Source organism: Terrabacter koreensis, from assembly GCF_054783315.1.
This window is the reverse complement of the sequence record NZ_BAAGQU010000004.1, coordinates 2,011,794-2,031,893: the sequence shown is the minus strand read 5'-3', so window position 1 is coordinate 2,031,893 and position 20,100 is coordinate 2,011,794. Positions and strand designations below refer to the sequence as shown.

Sequence of the window (20,100 nt, the reverse complement as noted above, 5' to 3'; positions counted from 1 at the left end):
GCCACGAACCAGTGGCCTCGATTTCGAACATCCGATCGGCCCCAGATTCGAGCGTTGCCGACAGCATCACGCGCGAAGCACTGGGACGCCGTGTCCACAGGCGACGTTAGATAGCGCCCTTCCGCGAGCTCCCGACCACTGAACGAGGGTCGCTGGTGGCGGCAACGTCAGGAGCACGGAAAACGCGGCGCGTAGGCGGGCAGATCCAGGACACGTTGTCGTGAACAAGGGGTGATCCAGTCGCGGTACCTTCCCCCTGTGACGACATCCCTTGGCCGCCTAACGGTCGTGCCACCTCGTCAAGTGTGGCCACACGAGGCGCACGATTTCACACCGTGGCTGTTGGGGAACGTGGACGTACTCTCTGACCTCCTTGGCATGGATCTGGTGCTAGACGTGGCGGAGCACCCAGTGGGCGGCTTCTCTCTCGACCTACTCGGGAGGGACGAGGCGACCGGTCACACCGTGATAGTCGAAAATCAGCTCGAGGTCTCAGATCACACTCATCTGGGGCAGATCCTCACGTACGCGGCAGGCACTGATCCAACAACAATCGTCTGGATAACGACGGGTTTCCGTTCAGAACACCGCGCGGCGATTGACTGGCTCAACGAGCGCACCGACGAGGAAACGCGATTCTTCGGTGTCGAGGTTGAGGTTGTCCGCATCGGTGACTCCGCACTGGCACCCGCCTTCAAGCTTGTCGCCCAACCGAACGACTGGGGGAAGCAGGTCCGAACCGTGACGGCTCTTGCGGCAGGTGAAGTATCGGAGCGGGGGCGTCTGTATTGGGAGTTCTGGGAGCGTGCCCGACTCCGGATTCAGTCCGACCATCCAGGCTGGAGTCGCGCGCGGACCTCAACAACCGCTTCTTGGTACAACACCGCGCTCGGGACCAGCGGAGTGGTTCTCTCTATGGCGTTCACGCGTACCGGTCTGGTCTGCCAGATCTACTTCGACGCTCCGGATGCGGACCTCAACGTCGCGCGCTTCGAGGCGATGTACGAGCGGCGCGCGGAGTTCGAAGCCGCGCTGGGCGAACCGGCAACCTGGGACGAAATGGCCGGACGCAAGGGCGCGAAGATCTTCATCCAGTCGACCTACGCGAATGTTGCCGACAGAGACAGCTGGTCGCTCATGATCGATTGGCTGATCGAGGCGCAAGCACGCCTCCGGAGGGCGCTCGAAGCGATTGGTGGGGTGCCCGCGGCCTGACGGTCCTCACTCCGGCCGTAGCTCTCAGGGCGACACGCGGCGGAGTGACGCACGCCGGAGAAGGCGTCGGACGAAGGCTCTTGGCATACGTGGGCATGCAGCCGGGGGCGCCCAGGCCCGGGTCGTGGGTGCCTATCGCACCTACGGGAAGATTGGGGCCGACGCAGAAGGCCCCAGCCCCCCGGTCGCCGAGTCCGGGCCTACCATCGGCGCATGGAGGCTAAGTGGGATCGACCGCCGGAGTTCGCGCAAGATGGCACGCCGCCACCCGTCCAGACCGCGCCCACCGATTTAGAAGTTGGCTACAGGGTCCGCACCGCTGAGTCGGTCCTACCAGGCGACCCGTTCGCCCTGCGGGTATTGCTTGATGATTCCGAATCGGGGGACATGGAGTTCAGTGCTGCACACAACTGGTTGGCCGGGCAGCTCAAAGCGAATCACCGGCACCACGTTGCTACGAGGGACAATTACCGGTTGGCCCGAGCTCAACGCGACCTCGGCAGAGGGATACCGGGCAGCATTCTGGCTGCGATCCCCGGAGGTGCTGCCGCCGGCGCCGTGGCAAAGTCACTGGAGTGGATGCAACGCACGTTAGGTATGTCGACCTACACCGGCCTCCTGCGCTGGCGATACCGCACCTACTGGCAACGCGAAACGGATATCAAGCAGGTCTCCAGAAACAATACTGAGAAGCTCAGCATCTCGAATATCGTGGGTGTTTCTGACACGACCCTCCACGAGGTTGCCGAGACCTTGGGCATAGAACTCGGCGCTAAGAACGGTCCCAAACTGTCTTCAGCTTTGACCGAGAAGTTTGCAACATCTGTGACCTTCACGACCCAAGACTCGACCACCAGAGAGATGACCCTCTCGGGCCCCACGGGCTCCGGCAAGTACCGCTACTATGCTTTTTGGCGTCGTCGCTATAAGTTCGAGGTCGACTTGTTAGTGGTAAGAGACGGCGCCCTCCATTGGCAAAATGAGCAAACTGCAGATTACTCGATCGACGATGCAGTGATCGTTACCGACACTGAATCCTCGACTGAGAGCAAGGGCCTTGATCAGGGGCATGGCTGAGACCAACAGTGCCGCAGCGGATCCCCGCCGCCGCTCGCAACTCAACCCTTGTTTGCCACCGCCCACGTCCGGTGACCGGCGCCGTGTCCCTTCTGCACATCGGAAGCAAAGCCACCAAGCGCTCGACGTCCGGTTCAGATCGGGCGGCGGTATCCCATCGAGGTGGCCCAGCCGTGCGCGGCCCCCATGTGGTTCAGGCCCGTTCGTCAGAGGTCAGGCCGCTCTCTAAGCGTCCTGCTGAGAGCGCTAGGCTTTGCCATCGCGATGCGCCCAGGCATCGACCCCGGTCGTATAGGAACGCTCTTTGAACAAGATGCCCCGCGTTGTGACTGCTGTTGCCATGACAAGCGTGGCGCTTGGCGCTTGCGGTGTAGGGGCGGACCCGGCGGCGCAGCCCTCGGCCACAACGCCACAGATCGTTAGCACCACTGCTTCGCCCACAACCGGCACGGCGACGTCATCCGCAGCCACCGCTCTTACAAGCCAAGCCGTCGGCGTTCCAGTGTTGTGGTCAACTACGACCGCCGGGAGCAAGTACGAATCGATCGTTGCGCCCGCGAGCGCCAACACCAAGAAGATGCTCCGCCTGATCGATGCGAACAACCTGCCAGGCCTGCGTAAGGCGTGCAAGGAACAGATCGCCCTGGACGACCTAGCTATGCGCAGCCTGAACGCTGGCCTGTGGCCCACAAAGGTGCAGCCGTACATCGACAAGGTCATCGACAACCTGGCCGCCCGGCGCGACTTCTGGAAAGACTGCACCAAAGTGGCGTCCGTCAGGGAGTGGAATGACCTGCCTGACATGCCCAATCCGAACGCTGGCGCATCTCAGCGCGTGCGAGTCATGCTGGGGCTCTCGGGCACGAACTGAAGACGGCACGCGCTGCAGGTCCGCCTCCTCGCGGCGTAAAGGCGCAGGTGCGCCCGGCCTGGTTCAGAGCCGCCGAGCGATAGTCCCGAACGCCGGTTGACCCGTCGCCTGAGGTGCTGAGCAGCATTGAGCCGGGATCGGCGGTCGCGTAGCGGTGGCAGTCGGCGGCTTGCTCGCCTTCGGTCCCTCGCTCAGACGCAGCCGTTGAGGTTCTCCTGCGTCATCGACCAGTGCCACTGTCCGTCTTCCCGGTACATGTGTGCCGTGACGGGAACCTTCACGCCCTGAACCGTCAGCTGCACGGTCACCTTCGTCGAGGGCAGTGACATCTTCGTCCCCGGGATCGCGTCCGTACCGCCGTCAGTGACCGACAGGACCTTCACCCACTTGAACGACGGCGCCGCCTTCTTGGACCGGCACGCGACGTACTCGTCCTTGGAGATAACCGCCTTCTGCGCGCTCACCAAGGTGTCGTAGTGGCCGATCCAGTTCTTGGCGTTGAACTGCTCGACCCACATCTTGAACGCGGCCTCGGCCGACCCTCCCGCCTGCGGCGTCGCCGCGCCCGTCGGACCAGCCGTCGAGGCGGCGGTGACTGGCGGCATCCCCTCACCGTCCCAGCTCGGGTCCGGCCCCACGTACGCGCGGCACGCGGCCGGCGCGCCGGAGACGAGGAGGTCGGTCTCGACCTTCACCTTCCCGGACGCGGGCACCAGGTCCGGGTAGGAGTTGCCGCCACCGATGATGCTGCCACTCTTGTTGGTGCACACGACCTGGATCCGAGGCGACTTGAGCGCCACCGTGACCGGGTTGGTCATCTCGAACGACGCGACGCTCGGGCTGAACTCGCCCTTGCCGATCTTCACGGCGCTCGTGGAGGCGACGGGGAAGGGCTTGTCGCTGAACGCACCATTGGCCTCCACGTCCAGCGATGCTTCGACCTTGGCCGCCTTCTGCCCCGGCTCCAAGCTCACCTGGGTCCCCACCGCGTGGTCTGCACCAGGTCGATAGAACGACTCGACCTGTGACCCCGTCTTCAGCAGGGTGCCGTTGGCGTCCAGGACGTTGAAGCTCACGGTGACGGCCTGCCCGACGTAGGTGCTGTTGTTGTGCACCACTGCGGTGACCCACACGTACTGGTCGCGCTGACCGAACCCGCTGGCCTTGATGGTCCCGAGCTCCTTCGGCACCGAGGACGTCGGCGACGGCTGGCTCGAGGCCGGAGAGACCGCGCTGCTCGAGGAGGGCGCCGAGGAAGGTGTCGGCCCGCCGCTACAGGCGGACAGGGCCAAGACGGAAACGGCGCAGGCGATGGCGGCACGGCGCATGAAGGAACCCCCGTGAAAAGTTAGATGTTCGGCGAGCCGGACACAGGCTAGCGCTCAAGCAAGGCGCGAAATCAGGCAGGGCCCTGCCCGCGCAAACCACACGACTAGCTGTGCGCCACGCTGGATGGACGGGCCCCGGATACTCCAAATCCGCGCTTTCGCTGAGGCGGTGGTTGCCCGGGTTGCCGTTGATTGATCACCGTGTACGAACCCATGCCCACGAGGCAGAGAGGAGACTTCACGCGGCCCCTACGGAACGAAAGGGGACGCCTACTGTGGTCGCCCGGACGCGGCGGCGAGACGCTGGATCCCTGTGGCACGAGCACGGGCGTTTGCGAGCAATCAGGGCCCCCGCTGGCTGCGGGGTCTACGCGCAGACTCGCGTCGGCTGCCGCCCGCGAGGCAACATCACCTCGGAATTTGACTCAAAGCGCGCCAGTGTTGACGGCACCTGTCAACAGATCGCGTGGCATTTGTCCAAATCTGGGCATCCTCGACGTGGCTTGAAGTCTTGTCTGCTAGAACCTGCCCCATGACACACAGGGGAACTGCTTTTGCTGCAGTGCTGCTCACATTTGGACTCGCTGGCTGCTCCAGCGCGACCACGCCCGATGCCGGGTCGCCGACCACTCCGGCAATGATTACAACCACCACAACCACGCCGTCACCGACGCCCACCTACGCTTCTGAGAATCAAGTCGCCTCGGTCATCGCCGGAAACCAAAAGACCTGGCGCGAGGTCGAGGACAGCGCGCTGCCCTGTCGGTCAGCCATGGTGCTGGGGGAGGACAGCGGGATGAGCGAGATCGAGCTCATCACCTGCTACACAAACGAGGTCACCGCGGGTGTCGCGGCTCAGAACGCCATTCGCGATCTTGAGGCCCTCGACGTCCCGCCCTCGATGGAGCCGCTCGTGGACGAGACCAGGAGGGTGCTGCAGGGCATGGCGGACGTGGATCTCGAGAAGGCTTGCGGGCCTTCCTTTGAAGTCCCGAAGGACAGCAAGGCGTGCACCGAAGCGTTGGGTTCGAGGGCCACCAGCTACTTCCTCGTCTCCGGAGTTCTCGACAAGTGGGCCCCGTACCTCTGACCTGGTCGCTGCCAAGCCGAGTACCTACGTTAAGGCGTCTCGCTCCGCGATCACGATCAGGGGCGCGGAGCGAGTCAGCCCTCGCTACATCACCCACTGAGTGAGTTGGAGCGCAACTTTCTCTTGCGGCGCAGTGATCCACGCCCACTGTGGGCGGTGTTGGGCAGGGGCTCGCGTGCATTTCGGATACCGCTCGAGTGGCCGTGGCTGTCCCCGCCCGGGACCGACGCGTGTGCTCGGTGGCAGTTTGCTCCCAGGTCTGGCGCTCGAGAAAGCACCGTCCCTTCCGACGTCCTCGCGACCGCCACGGGTGACGAGAGCCTTCATGCGGGGTTGTCTCGCCTCCCCGGCTTAGAGTGGAGGGCATGACCGTCCTTCCCGACCCGAGCGTTCGACCGGCAGGCCTGGCCGACCAGTTCGGCCGGGTGGCGCGTGACCTGCGCGTGTCCGTGACCGACCGCTGCAACCTGCGCTGCACCTACTGCATGCCCGCCGAGGGCCTGGCGTGGATGCCGAAGGCCGAGATGCTCACCGACGAGGAGATGCTCCGGCTCATCGGCCTCTTCGTCCGCGACGGCGTCACCCAGGTGCGCCTGACCGGGGGAGAGCCGCTGCTGCGGCGTTCCCTCGTCGAGCTCGTCGCCGGCATCGCTGCGCTCGAGCCGCGGCCGAAGATCGCGATGACGACCAACGGCGTCGGGCTCGAGCGGGTCGCGCGAGGGCTCAAGGAGGCCGGCCTCGACCGTGTCAACGTCAGCCTCGACACCATCGACTCCGAGACCTTCACCCAGCTGACCCGCCGCGACCGCCTGGCCGACGTCGAGGCGGGCCTCAAGGCGGCAGCCGACGCGGGCCTCACCCCCGTCAAGGTAAACGCGGTCGCCATGCGCGGCATCAACGACGACTCCGTCGCCGACGTGCTCGCCTGGTGCCTCGAGCGCGGCTACGAGCTGCGGTTCATCGAGCAGATGCCGCTCGACGCCCAGCACGCCTGGGACCGTTCCACCATGATCAGCGCCGGCGAGATCCACGCCAGGCTCTCCGAGCGCTGGGAGCTGACGCCGCTGCCGGCGGCCGACCGGGGGAGCGCCCCCGCCGAGCGGTTCCTCGTCGATGGCGGCCCCGAGACCGTCGGCATCATCGCGAGCGTGTCGAGCCCGTTCTGCGCGGCCTGCGACCGCACGCGCCTCACCGCCGACGGCCAGGTGCGCAACTGCCTCTTCTCCAACACCGAGACCGACCTGCGCGGCCCGATGCGCGCCGGCGCCACCGACGACGAGCTGCTCGACCTCATGCGCGGCGAGATGTGGCGCAAGCGCAAGGGCCACGGCATCGGCGACCCCGACTTCGTCCAGCCCGAGCGCCCCATGTCCGCCATCGGCGGCTGACCGGCTGACCGGCTCACACCTCACCCAACCGAGCCGTACGCGTACGGCCGGGTTCGAGCAGCTCTACCCGTCAGCCGAGGTGAGCGCCTCGACGGGCACCACCTCGATGAGGAAGCCGCGCAGCGCCACGAAGTCGGCCAGCGACTTCTCGTGCTCGTCGCACGCCAGCCAGACCTTTCGCCGCTCCGGCTTGTGCAGCTTGGGGTTGTTCCACACGACCGCGTGCCGAGCGGTCGCCCGACACCCCTTCGAACTGCACACGTGATCGGCGGCCTCCGACGCGGAGGCAGCCTCGAAGAGCCCGCTCACTGCTCGATGCGGCGGATGTCGTCCTGCGGCGTCACCGTCTGCAGGTCGCCGGGCTGCCGCGGCGCGACGGCGTTCGCGATGACCACGGCGATGTAAGGGATGATGACGGCGCCGAGCACCGCCGCCCAGCGCAGCCAGCCCGAGGTCACGAAGACGAGCCCGAAGAGGGCGACGCGGATCCCCATCATCGTGAGGTAGCGCTTGATGCGCTTGTCCTGGTCGTCGGTCGTGGAGGACGGCGCCGACGTGACGGTGTGCACGACGGGTTCGTGGTGGGCTCTTGGCACCCATCCACCATAAGCCCGCTGGGCGGGCATGGACCGTGCTGTCTACCCTTCGGTAGTCCGTTAGGTTTCGGGGCAGGACCGAGACTCCGGCACCGCCGGACGGATGGAGGAACGCACTGTGTCAACGACCGCGGAGACGGCACCCACGGCCACCCCCGGACCCACCAGCACCTCACCGCGCAACGTGCTCGTCACCGGCGGCAACCGCGGCATCGGCCTCGCGATCGCCCGCGCGTTCGCCGACGCCGGCGACAACGTCGTCATCACCCACCGCTCCGGCCAGCCGCCGGAGGGCCTCCAGGGCGTCGTCTGCGAAGTGACCGACTCGACCTCCGTCGACGCGGCGTTCAAGGCCGCCGAGGAGATCTTCGGCGGCCCCGTCGAGGTGCTCGTCGCCAACGCCGGCATCACCCGCGACACCCTCCTCATGCGCATGACCGACGACGAGTTCGACTCCGTCATCGACACGAACCTCGCCGGCGCCTTCCGCTGCGCCCGCCGCGCCGCCACCGGCATGATCCGCAAGCGCAAGGGCCGCATCGTCCTCATCAGCAGCGTCGTCGGCCTCTACGGCTCCCCGGGACAGGCCAACTACGCCGCCTCCAAGTCGGGCCTCGTCGGACTGGCGCGCTCCATCTCGCGTGAGCTCGGCGGCCGTGGCATCACTGCCAATGTCGTCGCCCCCGGCTTCATCGACACCGAGATGACGGCCGTGCTGCCCGACGACCAGAAGAAGCAGTACCTCGCCAACATCCCCGCCGGCCGCTTCGCGACGCCCGAGGAGGTCGCGTCCGTCGTGCGCTTCGTCGCCAGCGACGACGCCGCCTACATCACGGGCGCCGTCATCCCCGTCGACGGCGGGCTCGGCATGGGGCACTGACCCCACCCGACGGCATACGGCCGTATGCCGTGAATGTCGTTGCGCTCCAACCGTCCCCACTCTTCCCCACCCACACGAGAAAGTCGCAGGCATGGGAATCCTCGAAGGCAAGAAGCTCCTCATCACCGGCGTCCTCATGGACAGCTCCATCGCGTTCCACGTCGCCAAGCTGGCGCAGGAGGAGGGCGCGACGGTCATCCTCACCTCCTTCGGCCGCACGATGAAGATCACGCAGACCATCGCCAAGCGGCTGCCTGAGACGCCGGTCGTCATCGAGCTCGACGTCGCCGACCAGGAGCACCTCGACACGCTGGCCGACCGGCTGCGCGAGCACGTCGACGGCCTCGACGGCGTGCTCCACTCGATCGGCTTCGCCCCGCAGGGGGCCTTCAACTTCCTCGAGGGCACGTGGGAGGACGTCTCGACGGCCGTGCAGATCTCCGCGTACAGCCTCAAGGCGCTGGCCGTCGCCACGCTGCCGCTCATGCCCGAGGGCGGCAGCGTCGTCGGGCTCACCTTCGACGCGAAGTTCGCCTGGCCGGTCTACGACTGGATGGGCGTCGCCAAGGCCGCCTTCGAGTCGACCAACCGCTACCTCGCGCGCGACCTCGGCCCCAAGTCGGTGCGGTGCAACCTCGTCGCGGCCGGCCCGATCCGCACCACCGCCGCCAAGTCGATCCCCGGCTTCGAGCAGTTCGAGCAGATCTGGGACGAGCGCGCCCCGCTCGGCTGGGACGTCAACGACCCGGTGCCCGCCGCGAAGGCGTGCGCGGCGCTGCTCTCCGACTGGTTCCCGGCGACGACGGGCGAGATCGTGCACGTCGACGGCGGCGTCCACGCGATGGGGCAGTAAGGCGGGCGCTGAGGTGGTCAGCAAGGCGGGCAGGAAGGCACAAGTGGTGACCGGGCGAGGCCTCGCCCGCTCTCGCTAGAGTCCTGCCCATGCCTCACGCCGGGACCGAGTCCAGCACCCTGCCGACCGACGACACGCAGAACGAGACGGACAACGCGCCAGTGGCGGTGGCCCCGGTCAGGGTCGACGAGGTGCGCGTCCTCGACGGACCCAACCTCTACTTCGCGCGGCCCGCGATCAAGGTGATCCTGCACCTGCCCGGCTACCTCGACCTCAAGCGCACCGAGGCGGAGACGCTCGCCCGCCGCCTCGGCATGCGCTCGGCCCGCCCGGGCAAGCGCGGCACGGCGCTGCGCCAGCGCTTCGTCATGCGCCTCATCCGCAACGTCACGCGCCGCGTCGGCACCGAGATCGGCGCTGGACGACTCGGCGTACGCGTGCGGGCCGGCCAGACGGTCGAGGACGTCGTGCTCGCCTTCCCGTGGGTGCACCGCACGCGCGGTCGCGTCGCGGGAGAGCAGTTCGGCGCCGTCATGGCGGGTTTGCTCGACCCGTCGCGCCGTGTCGACGACGTCATCGAGGAGGTCGCCGCGGTCATCATGGCGGCGCCCGACGGCCCGGGGCCGAGCGTCATCACGCCGACGGTGCCCGTCGCGTCCGTCACCGGCACCAACGGGAAGACGACGACCACCCGCCTCATGGCCCACATGTGCATGACCGCCGGCCTCACGACGGCGTGGAGCTCGACCGACGGCGTCGTCGTCATGGGCGAGACGAAGGAGGAGGGTGACTTCTCCGGACCTGCCGGCGCGCGCGGCGTGCTGGAGACCCCTGGCCTCGACATCGGCATCCTCGAGACGGCCCGCGGCGGCATGCTGCTCAAGGGCATGGGCGTCACCGCCAACGACGTCAGCGTCGTCACCAACGTCAGCGCCGACCACCTCGGCCTGCAGGGCATCGACACCCTCGACCAGCTCGCCGAGGTCAAGGCCATCGTCACCACCGTGACCAAGCCGCAGGGCTGGGTCGTGCTCAACGGTGACGACCCCCGCGTCTGGGCGATGCGCTTCGGCATCAAGGCCAAGCCGTGGGCGTTCAGCCTCGACCCCGCGTCACCGGCGCTGTGGGAGTCGATCAACTCCGGCGGGCGCGGCATCACGGTGCTCGACGGCGAGATCGTCGTCCTGTCGCCCAACGGCGACCCCGACCGGCTGGTCAAGATCGTCGACGTGCCGATGGCGCTGAGCGGCCTGTCGCAGAACAACATCGCCAACGCCCTGGCCGGTGCCGCAGCCGCGTTGGGGCTCGGCGTGCCGCGGTCGGCCGTCGTCGAGGGGCTGCGCACCTTCGCGCCCGACCCCGAGCACAACTGGGGCCGGCTCAACACGTACTCGCTCCCGCTGCCGCAGGGCGGCAAGGCGACTGTGATCATGGACATGGCGCACAACGAGGCGGGGCTCGAGGCCCTCCTCGACGTCGCGCGCGGTCTCGCGGCACCGGGCGGGGCCGTACGCCTCGGGCTGGGGTGCGCGGGTGACCGCGCCGACGATGCCATCACCGCCATGGGTGAGATCGCCGGGCACGGCGCCGAGGAGGTCGTCCTGAAGATCGCCCGCCACTACCTGCGCGGGCGCCAGCCGGAGGAGCTCCTCGGGCTCTTCCGCGAGGGCCTCGCCAAGGTCGGCGTGCTCGACGTGCCCGGCTTCGACACCGAGCTCGAGGCGCTCGAGGCCCTCGTGCCGCATGCGCTCGACGGCGACGTCATCGCCCTGATGTGCCACGCCGAGCGCGCCGAGGTCAACCGCTGGATCCGTGACCACGGCGGCAAGGTCGACGATGCCCGCACGATCCGGCGCAAGGTCGTCGCGGCCCGCGGCGAGCACGAGCTCGAGGCCGAGATCGCCGCCCTGTGGGAGCTGGACGACGACACCGCCCGCACCGCCGCGGCCCAAGAGCTCGTCGACACGCATCCCGGAGACCCGCGCCTCGTCTTCGAGCTCGCCGGCGCCAAGGACGCCGGCGGCGACGAGCAGGGCGCGATCGGCCTCTACGAGCAGGCCCTCGCCGGCGGGCTGCGTGAGCCGCACCGCCACCGGGCACAGCTGCAGCTCGCCTCGAGCCTGCGCGTCGTCGGCCGCGCGGCGGAGGCACAGGCACTCGTCACCGACGTGCTGGAGGCGCGACCGCACAACACGGCAGCGCTCATGCTCCGGGCACTGGTGCAGGCCGACCTCGGCCAGGAACGCCAGGCCGTGGCCGACCTCATCCGCGCGACGCTCGAGGCGACGACCGACGTCGACACCCAGAGCTACCGACGGGCCCTGCGCGCCTACGCCGACGAGCTCGCCCCCGCCGCCGACTGACCGAGCGGCCGACCCTGAGTCGGCGGACGCGTACGCGGAAGCGAGGCTTTCAGCGACACCTCTCCCTGAGTCGAGTGCTCACTTTCTGACGCAGGGAACTGAGCCCTCGATGGGGTTGGTGCGTCGGAAACTGAGCACTCGATGGGGTTGGCGCGTCGGGAACTGAGCACTCGATGGGCCGGTGCCTCGAGTGCTCACCTTCCGACCTTGGAAAGTGAGCACTCGACGGCGTCGGGGGACTCGGATCAGATCGCGGTGTCGTCGGCCATCTCGGGCTGCGTCTCGCCCGGCACCGCACCGAGTGCCTCACCCTCGGCCTCGTCGCCCTCCGCCTCGGCCGTCTCGGTGAGGGTGGTCGGGTCGAGGTCGGGGTCGCTCGTCGCCGCCGCGGGTGTGCCGATGCGGGCACCGGCCTGGGCCGACTTCGTGCGCTCCTCGAGCTCGGCGACGACCATCGAGTGCTGGTCGACGCACATGACGACGAGGTCGCCGGGATTGGTGCGGGCGAGCACGTGGCGGGTCGCCTCCAGCTCGTCGAGCACGATCTCGACCTGGCGGCAGCGCGCCCCCTCGGCCATCGCCTGACGCGCCCCCTCGGCGACGAGCGCGGCGCTCACGCCGGCCTTGCGACCTCGGAGGCGGGCGTCCTCGCGCACCACGAGCACGTCGAAGTGCTGGGCGGCGACGGCACCGAGCTCGCGGATGTCGTCGTCGCGCCGGTCACCGGCCGCACCGATCATGCCGATGCGCGACGTCCGGCCGAGGTCGGCCTGGCCCTGCTTCTGCGCGGCGTAGCGGTCGACGAACGCGCCGAGCTCCTTCATGCCGGCGGCGTTGTGGCAGTAGTCGACGAAGACCTCGGCGTTGGCGACCTGGACGAGGTTGAGGCGGCCGGGGGAGAGGTAGTACGTCGTCGCGAAGGTGCGCAGCCCCTGGCGGATGTCGTGCAGGGGAGCGTCCGCGGCGAACGCGGCGCCCGCTGCGGCCAGCGCGTTGGCGACGTTGAACCCCGCCGCACCGCCGAACGTGGCCGGCAGCAGGTGCGTCCACGCGAGCTGCATGCTCCGGCGGCCGTGCTTGATGACGATCATCTCGCCGCGGTCGCTGGGCTCGAGCACGACGGCGCGGCCGCCGCGACGGCAGTAGTCGTCGACGAACTCGCGCACCTCGCTGCCCGGCTCGGACATCGTGAACCAGACGATGCCGCCCGAGCACTTGCGGCGCATGTTGCGCACGTGCGGGTCGTCGGCGTTCAGCACCGCGAAGCCGTCGCGCGGGACGGCCTCGACGATGACGGCCTTGACGTCGGCCAGCTGGCGAAGGGTGTCGATTCCCTTCATCCCCAAGTGATCCGGGGCGATGTTCGTGACGACCGCGATGTCGTTGCGGTCGTAGCCGAGGCCCTCGCGCAGGATGCCACCGCGGGCGACCTCCATGACGGCGAAGTCGACGCGAGGGTTCTGCAGCACCATCCGGGCCGACCGCGGACCCGACGCGTCGGCCTTGATGACGAGCCGCTCGTCGATGACGACGCCGTCGGTCGAGGTCATGCCGACCTTGCGGCCGAGGCCCTTGAAGATGTGGGCGATCATGCGCGAGGTCGTCGTCTTGCCGTTGGTGCCGGTGACGGCGACGATCGGCACGCGCGACTGGGCGCCCGGCGGGAAGAGCAGGTCGACGACCGGCTTCGCGATGAACTGCGGCTCGCCGACGGTCGGGTGCGTGTGCATGCGGAAACCCGGCGCGGCGTTGACCTCGCAGATGGCCCCGCCCGTCTCACGGACCGGGTAGGTGATGTCGGGGCAGATGAAGTCGATGCCGGCGACGTCGAGGCCGACGATGCGCGCGGCCTCCTCGGCGATCTCGACGTTGTCGGGGTGCGCGTCGAAGGTGCGGTCGATGGAGATGCCGCCGGTCGACATGTTGCCGGTGAGCGCCAGCTTGACCATCTCGCCCTCGGTCGGCACCGACTCGAGCGTGTGGCCCTGGCCGGCGAGGATCTCGAGCGCGTTGGCGTCGACCTTGATCTTCGTCAGCACCTTCTCGTGCCCGACGCCGCGGCGCGGGTCGGCGTTCGTGATGTCGACGAGTTCGGCCACCGTGTGCGTGCCGTCGCCGACGACGTGCGCCGGCACGCGCTCGGCGATGGCCTGCATGCGGCCGCCGACGATGAGGCAGCGGTAGTCGCGCCCGGTGACGAACGACTCGACGATGATCGTGCCGCGCCGCGACTCGGCCTTGGCGATGTCGTACGCCTTCTCGACCTCCTCGTCGCTCTGGAGGTTGAGGCACACGCCGCGCCCGTGGTTGCCGTCGAGCGGCTTGACCACGACGGGGAACCCGATGCGGCGGGCCGCGTCGAGCGTGCCGCGCAGGGTGCGTACGGCCTCCTGCTTGGGCACCGGCAGCCCCGCCGAGCCGAGCAGCTTGGTCGTCATGTCCTTGTCGCTCGCGATGTCGACGGCGAGGGCGCCCGTCTTCGACGTCATCGTGGCGCGGATGCGCTGGGCGTGGACGCCCTGCCCGAGCTGCACGAGCGAGGCGGAGTTGAGGCGGATGAACGGGATGTCGCGGGAGGCAGCCTCCTCGAGGATCGCCGCCGTCGACGGGCCGAAGGCGACCCGCTCGGCCTGCCTGAGGAAGGCGTTGAACTCGGTCTCGAAGTCGAAGCCGTCCTCGCCGTCGACGAGGTGGTTGATGAGGCGCACGGCGAGCTTGCCCGCGGCGACGCCGACGGTCTCGTCGGTGTAGCTGTAGATGACGTTGTAGTGGCCGGGCTCGCCCTTGACGGCGCGGGTCTTGCCGCGCCGCGAGTCGTGGCCGGCGAGGGTCTGCAGCTGCAGTGCGACGTGCTCGGCGACGTGGCCGAGCCAGGTGCCCTCGCGCAGCCGCTCGATGAAGCCGCCGCGCCGGCCGAGCGAGCACGTGTGCCGCTCGAGGCCGGGCACCAGCTCGATGAGCCGGTCGGTGAAGCCGTCGAGCGAGACCGTGGGGTACTCCTCGAGGCTGCCGAGGTCGACGACGAGGTGGATGGCCTGCTGGTAGGACCAGACGTTGGGGCCGCGGTAGATCCGGGTCTCGAGGATCTTCAGGTCCGGGCGGGCCGGGCCTGTGGGGGTGGGGACCTCGACGGCCATGGATCTCCTCCTACGTGGTCGTGCGTATGCCGCAGGGGCACCTCGCGCACGACCGTACTCTCAGGGACGGGCGGGACTGCTGGACTAGCGAGCGGCGCTGCTCGTCGAGGAGCGCGCCGCCCGGACCTTCGCCGGGACGACCGCACCCTCGATGTCGGGGTGACGTTCGACGAACGCGGTCAGCTCGACGTGGCCCAGGTCGAACGTACTGCCCGTGGGCAGCGAGTGCACCACCGCGCCGGAGACGAGCAGCGGCGCACCGCGCCGGGCGTCGGGCGCGTCGGTGATGGCGTTGCGGGCGTTGACGACGAAGATCGAGCCGGCCCCGATGACCGACATCACGGTGCCGCCGCGGATCTCGGCGGCCGTGTTCTCGTCGATGCCCATGCCGAGCAGGTTGGGGGAGGCGGCGACCATGGACATGAGCCGGCCGTAGCGGCCGCGCTGGTCGAAGTGCTGGTCGATGATGACGTCCTCGACGAGGCCGAGTCCCGCCGAGATCTGGCTCGCGCGCTGGCGTGGGGTGAGCCCCTCCTCGCCGAGCGAGATCATGTAGCGGCTCATGATCGAGGCGCCGGCGGACGTGCCGGCGACGACGGCGCCGCGCTCGTACGCCCGCACGATCGCGTCGCCGACGGGGGTGCCGACGATGTTCTGGGAGAGCTTGACCTGGCTGCCGCCGGTGAGGAAGATGCCGGTGGCGCTGTCGAGCAGCTCGACCATCGCCGGGTCGTTCGAGTCGCGTCGGGTCGCCGGGTTGACCACGGAGACGTCGCCCCCGCGCAGACGGGTGAAGACGTCGCGGTACGCGTCGGACACCTCGTCGGCGAACGACGACGCCGTGGGGATGACGACGATGTGCGACCGCCGGCCCCCGGCGAGCTTGACGAAGCGCTTGAGCACGACCGACCGGCCGATGCGGTCCTCGGCGCCACCGATGACGAGCAGCGTGCGCCGTATGCCGTCAGGGTTCGGTGCTGCTGACGAGGTGGCCACGGTCTGCATCGCGCCAGCCTAGTGACCGTGGTGCGGGACCGGCGGAGCCTGGGTCGGCGTGCCGTCGTCGATGTCGGCCTCCTCGATCTCCTCGCGGGAGATCCCGAGCAGGTAGAGCACCGAGTCGAGGTAGGGCACGTTGACCGAGGTCTGGGCCTGCTCCTGCACGATCGGCTTGGCGTTGAAGGCGACCCCGAGGCCGGCGGCGTCGAGCATGTCCAGGTCGTTGGCACCGTCGCCGATCGCGACGGTGCGGCTGAGGGGCAGCCCCTCCTGCTCCGCGAACTCGCGCAGGGCGCGCGCCTTGCCGGCCCGGTCGACGACGTCGCCGACGACGCCCCCGGTGAGGTGTCCGTCGACGATCTCGAGACGGTTGGCGCGGGCGTGGTCGATGCCGAGCTCGGCGGCGAGGTCACCGACGATCTCGATGAAGCCGCCGCTGACGAGACCGACCGTGAAGCCGAGCCGCTTGAGCGTGCGCACGAGCGTGCGGGCCCCGGGGGTCAGCTCCACCGCCGCGCGCACCTCGTCGAGCACGCTCGCGGGCAGGCCCGCGAGCGTCGCGACCCGCGCCCGGAGCGACTCCTCGAAGTCCAGCTCACCGGCCATGGCCCGCGCCGTCACCTCGGCGACCTCGGCCTCACGTCCGCAGTGGGCGGCGAGCAGCTCGATGACCTCCTGCTGGATCAGCGTCGAGTCGACGTCGAGGACGACGAGGCGACGCCCGCGCCGGGCGAGGCCGCCGGGGGCGACGGCGATGTCGATGGCCTCCGTCGCCGCGACGAGCGCCATGTCCCGGCGCAGCGACGGCACGTCCGCTCCCGAGACGTCGAACTCGACCGTCGTGACGGGGTAGCGCGAGAGGCGCCGGATGCGGTCGATGTTGGCGCCGTGCTCGGCGATCTGGGTCGTCACGAGCGACACGGCGTCCGCGCTCAGCGGCGCGCCGAGCACCACGACGGCGGCGCGGCCCTGGCGGGGACGCGCGTTGTCGCCGGTGCCCTCGACGACGGTGAGCGTGAGCCCGAGCCGGTGGGCGGCCACGGCCGCGGCGTCTCGCAGCTGGTCGACGTGCGCGCCGGGACGCAGCAGCACCGTCAGGGTGAGGTGACCGTGGACGACGACCTGCTGGATGTCGAGCACCTCGGCGTCCACGCCCGACAGCGCCCCGAGCAGGGTGCCGGTGACACCGGGCCGGTCGTCACCGGTCACCGTGACGCTGAGCGTCTGGATGTCCGTTGCGGAGGTCCCGTGCGTACGGCTCTCTTCGGTCACCCGCGTCAGCGTAGTGACGGCACGGGCGGGCGCCACCTCGCCATCCGGCATACGGCGGCTCGGGCGTGGTGACCGCCGTCTCAGCCGAGCGCGCTGAGCAGGAAGGCGAGGGCGAAGCCGATCATCGTGACGAGGCCCACGAGCCGGCCGGCGTGCTCGGTCGCCTCGGGGATCATCGTGTCGGCCAGCATCGTGATGATCGCCCCGGCGGCGAAGGTCTGGATGCCCGCCACGACCGCGGGCGAGGCGCCCTGCAGCAGCACGTAGCCGGCACCGGCCGCCAGTCCGGAGGCGAGGGTCACGGTGAGCCACAGCCGCAGCACCTGGCCGCTCGAGCGCCCGGCGCGCTTGAGCCCGGCACTCGCCGACATCGACTCGGGCACGTTGGAGAGGAAGACCGCCGCCACCATGGCGATGCCGACCTCGCCGCCGCTGAGGATGCTGACGCCGATGGCGGCCGACTCGGGTATGCCGTCGAGCAGCGCACCGAGGACGAGCGCCATCGCGCCCGCGCCCTGCTGCGGCGTGCCGGTCGGGCTCTTGCGCCGGTGGCCGCCGCGCCGGTCGATGAGCCAGTCGCCGACGAAGAAGACGAGCGACCCGCCCACGAGGCCGAGCACGACGGGCAGCGTGCCGCCTGACCGGAAGGCCTCCTCGGTCAGCTCGAAGGCCACAGCACTGATGAGCACGCCCGAGCCGAAGGCCATGACGATGCCGATGACACGGTTGGAGGCGTGCGCGTAGAGGCCGAGCAGGGCCCCGACGAGCAGGGCGGCCCCGCCCACCAGGCCCCAGAAGGTCGCGGTCAGCATGGCGGGTCCATACCCTCAGGCAGGCGCTGCGGTCGACCTCGCGCGTGTGGCGTTGACCTCGTCGCGCCACTGGAGCAGGTCTCGCACGCGCGCCAGGTCGGGGTGCGCGGCCGCGACGCTCGCCGTGAAGAGGCGGGTGCCGATGTCGTGGAGCTGCTGCGCGTTGCCGGCGTAGTCGCCGGACTGGTCGGGGTTGCGTCCCGGCACGAAGGCGACCCCCGCCGACCGCTCGATCTCGAGCGGGTCGCGGCCGCGGCGCGCGCACCACTCGTCGAGCACGCGGTGCTTGTGGGCGATCTCGGCAGGTCCGCCGAAGCCGTGCCAGATCGATGCGTGCTCGGCGACGATGCGCAACGTCTTCTTCTCGCCGCCGCCGCCGATGAGGATGGGGATGTCGCGCGTGGGAGGCGGGTTGAGCCTGGCCCAGCGGTCGCGGATGATCGGCAGGTCACGGGCCAGGTTGTCGAGCCGACCACCGGCGGTGCCGAACTCGTAGCCGTACTCGTCGTAGTCGAGCTGCTTCCAGCCCGAGCCGATGCCGAGGATCAGCCGTCCCTCGCTCATGTGGTCGATCGTGCGGGCCATGTCGGCGAGCAGGCTCGGGTTGCGGTAGCTGTTGCACGTCACGAGGGCGCCGATCTCGACGCGCTCGGTCGACTCGGCCCATGCGCCGAGCATCGTCCAGCACTCGAAGTGCAGGCCGCCGGGGTCGCCGCTGAGCGGGAAGAAGTGGTCCCAGTTGAGGAGGACGTCGACGCCCATCTCCTCGAGCGTCGCGGCCGTGCTGCGGATCTGCGCCCACGTCGCGTGCTGCGGCGGGATCTGGATGCCGACCCGCGCCGGTCGGGCGTCGACGGAGCTCGCGGGCGCTGCCGGCGCCTCGTCGGTCGCCGGGGTCACCGGGTGACGACCTGGCCCTTGCCGACGACGACGATCCCGGTGTCGGTGACGTGGAAGCCCCGTGCCCGGTCGTACTCGTGGTCGATGCCGATCTGGCAGCCCTCGGGGATGACGACGTTCTTGTCGATGATCGCGCGGCGGATCTGTGCATGCCGCTGCACCTGGACGCCGTCGAGCAGCACCGACCCCTGGATGCTCGCGTAGGAGTGGACGTGCACGAGCGGCGACAGCACCGACGCGTAGATGTGGGCGCCGGAGACGACGACGCCGGGGGAGACGGCCGAGTTGAGCGCCTCACCGATGCGGTCGCCGCTGCCGTGCACGAACTTCGCCGGCGGGTAGGGGCTGTGCTGCGTGTAGATCGGCCACTCGTAGTTGTAGAGGTTGAAGACCGGGTGGATCGAGATGAGGTCCATGTGGGCGTCGTAGTAGGACTCGATGGTGCCGACGTCACGCCAGTAGCCGCGGTCGCGGTCGGTCGCCCCGGGCACCTCGTTGTCCTTGAAGTCGTAGACGCCGGCCTCGCCCCGCGAGACGAAGTAGGGCACGATGTCGCCGCCCATGTCGTGGTTGGAGTCCGCGTCGTCGTGGTCGGCCGTCACCGCGGCCTCGAGGGCGTCGGCGGTGAAGACGTAGTTGCCCATCGAGGCCAGCACCTCGGCCGGGTTGTCGGGCAGGCCCTTCGGGTCGCTGGGCTTCTCGAGGAACGCGGCGATCTTCGACGGGTCGGCGTCGTCGACCTCGATGACCCCGAACTGGTTGGCGAGCGAGATCGGCTGCCGGATCGCGGCGACCGTGCACGCGGCGCCCGACTCGATGTGCTGCTCGACCATGGCGCTGAAGTCCATGCGGTAGACGTGGTCGGCGCCGACGACGACGACGATGTCGGGCCGCTCGTCGTGCATGAGGTTGAGGCTCTGGTAGATCGCGTCGGCGCTGCCGAGGTACCAGTTCTTGTCGACGCGCTGCTGCGCCGGCACCGTCGTGACGTAGTTGCCGAGGAGCGTCGACATGCGCCACGTCTTGGTGACGTGGGCGTCGAGGCTGTGCGACTTGTACTGCGTCAGCACGACGACCTGGAGGTAGCCGGAGTTGACGACGTTCGACAGGGCGAGGTCGATGAGGCGGTAGATGCCGGCGAACGGCACCGCTGGTTTGGCCCGGTCGGCGGTGAGCGGCATCAACCGCTTGCCCTCACCCCCGGCGAGCACGATCGCAAGAACCTTCGGACCAGCGGCTGGGCTTCGTCGGGCCATGCTCGCCACCCTAGGGCAGGCTCCGGCGCCTCGACAGGTTCAGCACGCAAGATCGCCAGAGCT

General features: G+C 69.1%; 18 protein-coding genes. 9 read left to right on the top strand and 9 right to left on the bottom strand.

The genetic code is table 11. The annotated features are described in order from the left end of the window. Positions 1–378 precede the first annotated feature (378 nt). The 3 genes from ACYVNR_RS12270 to ACYVNR_RS12260 all read left to right on the top strand — a co-directional run bounded on the left by ACYVNR_RS12270 (position 379) and on the right by ACYVNR_RS12260 (position 3,163). Positions 379–1,215: a DUF4268 domain-containing protein gene (locus ACYVNR_RS12270; protein ID WP_461048275.1), complete on the top strand. Its 837-nt coding sequence runs from the start codon at positions 379–381 to the stop codon at positions 1,213–1,215. Positions 1,216–1,428: 213 nt separating this feature from the next. After that, on the top strand, positions 1,429–2,292 hold the full coding sequence (locus ACYVNR_RS12265) for a hypothetical protein (protein ID WP_461048274.1): 864 nt from the start codon (positions 1,429–1,431) through the stop codon (positions 2,290–2,292). 304 nt (positions 2,293–2,596) lie between these two features. After that, positions 2,597–3,163 carry a hypothetical protein gene (locus ACYVNR_RS12260; protein ID WP_461048273.1) on the top strand — a complete coding sequence of 189 codons (567 nt, stop codon included), beginning with the start codon at positions 2,597–2,599 and terminating at the stop codon, positions 3,161–3,163. A 191-nt stretch (positions 3,164–3,354) separates the two neighbouring features. Here the strand turns inward: ACYVNR_RS12260 and ACYVNR_RS12255 are convergent, their stop codons facing one another. Further along, positions 3,355–4,353: a hypothetical protein gene (locus ACYVNR_RS12255; RefSeq protein ID WP_461048272.1), complete on the bottom strand. Its 999-nt coding sequence runs from the start codon at positions 4,351–4,353 to the stop codon at positions 3,355–3,357. Between ACYVNR_RS12255 and ACYVNR_RS12250 the strand changes: the two genes are divergently transcribed. The 3 genes from ACYVNR_RS12250 to moaA all read left to right on the top strand — a co-directional run bounded on the left by ACYVNR_RS12250 (position 4,331) and on the right by moaA (position 6,969). Continuing rightward, positions 4,331–4,507, top strand: a complete 177-nt coding sequence (locus ACYVNR_RS12250; RefSeq protein ID WP_461048271.1) for a hypothetical protein — start codon at positions 4,331–4,333, stop codon at positions 4,505–4,507. The genes ACYVNR_RS12255 and ACYVNR_RS12250 overlap by 23 nt on opposite strands. 621 nt (positions 4,508–5,128) lie before the next feature. Next, positions 5,129–5,581 carry a hypothetical protein gene (locus tag ACYVNR_RS12245; protein WP_461048270.1) on the top strand — a complete coding sequence of 151 codons (453 nt, stop codon included), beginning with the start codon at positions 5,129–5,131 and terminating at the stop codon, positions 5,579–5,581. 365 nt (positions 5,582–5,946) lie between these two features. Further along, positions 5,947–6,969 (top strand): GTP 3',8-cyclase MoaA, encoded by a 1,023-nt coding sequence (moaA, locus tag ACYVNR_RS12240; RefSeq protein ID WP_461048269.1) that lies wholly within the window; start codon positions 5,947–5,949, stop codon positions 6,967–6,969. 63 nt (positions 6,970–7,032) lie between these two features. Here the strand turns inward: moaA and ACYVNR_RS12235 are convergent, their stop codons facing one another. Both ACYVNR_RS12235 and ACYVNR_RS12230 read right to left on the bottom strand, forming a co-directional pair. Continuing rightward, complete coding sequence (locus tag ACYVNR_RS12235) at positions 7,033–7,185, bottom strand: hypothetical protein (RefSeq protein WP_461048268.1); 153 nt, start codon at positions 7,183–7,185, stop codon at positions 7,033–7,035. An 89-nt stretch (positions 7,186–7,274) separates the two neighbouring features. Next, positions 7,275–7,565 (bottom strand): DUF3099 domain-containing protein, encoded by a 291-nt coding sequence (locus ACYVNR_RS12230; RefSeq protein WP_082080707.1) that lies wholly within the window; start codon positions 7,563–7,565, stop codon positions 7,275–7,277. A gap of 118 nt (positions 7,566–7,683) precedes the next feature. Between ACYVNR_RS12230 and fabG the strand changes: the two genes are divergently transcribed. The 3 genes from fabG to ACYVNR_RS12215 all read left to right on the top strand — a co-directional run bounded on the left by fabG (position 7,684) and on the right by ACYVNR_RS12215 (position 11,661). Next, the gene (gene fabG, locus ACYVNR_RS12225; RefSeq protein WP_461048267.1) at positions 7,684–8,445 is read left to right on the top strand and encodes a 3-oxoacyl-[acyl-carrier-protein] reductase; all 762 of its coding nucleotides are present in this window, start codon (positions 7,684–7,686) and stop codon (positions 8,443–8,445) included. A 91-nt stretch (positions 8,446–8,536) separates the two neighbouring features. Further along, a complete protein-coding gene (gene fabI / locus ACYVNR_RS12220; protein ID WP_458799901.1) occupies positions 8,537–9,298 on the top strand; it encodes an enoyl-ACP reductase FabI in 762 nt (253 codons plus the stop codon). Between the two features lie 89 nt (positions 9,299–9,387). Beyond that, a complete protein-coding gene (locus tag ACYVNR_RS12215; protein WP_461048266.1) occupies positions 9,388–11,661 on the top strand; it encodes a tetratricopeptide repeat protein in 2,274 nt (757 codons plus the stop codon). A 245-nt stretch (positions 11,662–11,906) separates the two neighbouring features. Here ACYVNR_RS12215 and cphA read toward each other — a convergent pair whose 3' ends face one another. From cphA to glgC, 6 genes are all read right to left on the bottom strand, one after another. After that, positions 11,907–14,798: a cyanophycin synthetase gene (gene cphA, locus ACYVNR_RS12210; protein WP_461048265.1), complete on the bottom strand. Its 2,892-nt coding sequence runs from the start codon at positions 14,796–14,798 to the stop codon at positions 11,907–11,909. Between the two features lie 84 nt (positions 14,799–14,882). Continuing rightward, on the bottom strand, positions 14,883–15,803 hold the full coding sequence (locus ACYVNR_RS12205; protein WP_461048264.1) for a cyanophycinase: 921 nt from the start codon (positions 15,801–15,803) through the stop codon (positions 14,883–14,885). Positions 15,804–15,812: 9 nt separating this feature from the next. Further along, the gene (gene serB, locus ACYVNR_RS12200; RefSeq protein ID WP_461048263.1) at positions 15,813–17,069 is read right to left on the bottom strand and encodes a phosphoserine phosphatase SerB; all 1,257 of its coding nucleotides are present in this window, start codon (positions 17,067–17,069) and stop codon (positions 15,813–15,815) included. 80 nt (positions 17,070–17,149) lie between these two features. Then, positions 17,150–17,881 (bottom strand): ZIP family metal transporter, encoded by a 732-nt coding sequence (locus ACYVNR_RS12195; RefSeq protein ID WP_045188181.1) that lies wholly within the window; start codon positions 17,879–17,881, stop codon positions 17,150–17,152. 15 nt (positions 17,882–17,896) lie between these two features. Then, a complete protein-coding gene (locus tag ACYVNR_RS12190) occupies positions 17,897–18,781 on the bottom strand; it encodes an LLM class F420-dependent oxidoreductase (protein ID WP_461048262.1) in 885 nt (294 codons plus the stop codon). Next, positions 18,778–20,037 carry a glucose-1-phosphate adenylyltransferase gene (glgC, locus tag ACYVNR_RS12185; RefSeq protein ID WP_045188177.1) on the bottom strand — a complete coding sequence of 420 codons (1,260 nt, stop codon included), beginning with the start codon at positions 20,035–20,037 and terminating at the stop codon, positions 18,778–18,780. Before glgC ends, ACYVNR_RS12190 begins: the two co-directional genes overlap by 4 nt. Positions 20,038–20,100 lie beyond the last annotated feature (63 nt).

Coding starts and splice junctions, on each gene's coding strand:
- ACYVNR_RS12250 (WP_461048271.1), top strand. CDS start 4,331: ATGGTCCCGAGCTCCTTCGGCACCGAGGACGTCGGCGACGGCTGGCTC.
- ACYVNR_RS12265 (WP_461048274.1), top strand. CDS start 1,429: ATGGAGGCTAAGTGGGATCGACCGCCGGAGTTCGCGCAAGATGGCACG.
- ACYVNR_RS12205 (WP_461048264.1), bottom strand. CDS start 15,803: ATGCAGACCGTGGCCACCTCGTCAGCAGCACCGAACCCTGACGGCATA.
- ACYVNR_RS12270 (WP_461048275.1), top strand. CDS start 379: ATGGATCTGGTGCTAGACGTGGCGGAGCACCCAGTGGGCGGCTTCTCT.
- ACYVNR_RS12245 (WP_461048270.1), top strand. CDS start 5,129: ATGATTACAACCACCACAACCACGCCGTCACCGACGCCCACCTACGCT.
- glgC (WP_045188177.1), bottom strand. CDS start 20,037: ATGGCCCGACGAAGCCCAGCCGCTGGTCCGAAGGTTCTTGCGATCGTG.
- fabI (WP_458799901.1), top strand. CDS start 8,537: ATGGGAATCCTCGAAGGCAAGAAGCTCCTCATCACCGGCGTCCTCATG.
- ACYVNR_RS12215 (WP_461048266.1), top strand. CDS start 9,388: ATGCCTCACGCCGGGACCGAGTCCAGCACCCTGCCGACCGACGACACG.
- moaA (WP_461048269.1), top strand. CDS start 5,947: ATGACCGTCCTTCCCGACCCGAGCGTTCGACCGGCAGGCCTGGCCGAC.
- cphA (WP_461048265.1), bottom strand. CDS start 14,798: ATGGCCGTCGAGGTCCCCACCCCCACAGGCCCGGCCCGCCCGGACCTG.
- ACYVNR_RS12195 (WP_045188181.1), bottom strand. CDS start 17,881: ATGCTGACCGCGACCTTCTGGGGCCTGGTGGGCGGGGCCGCCCTGCTC.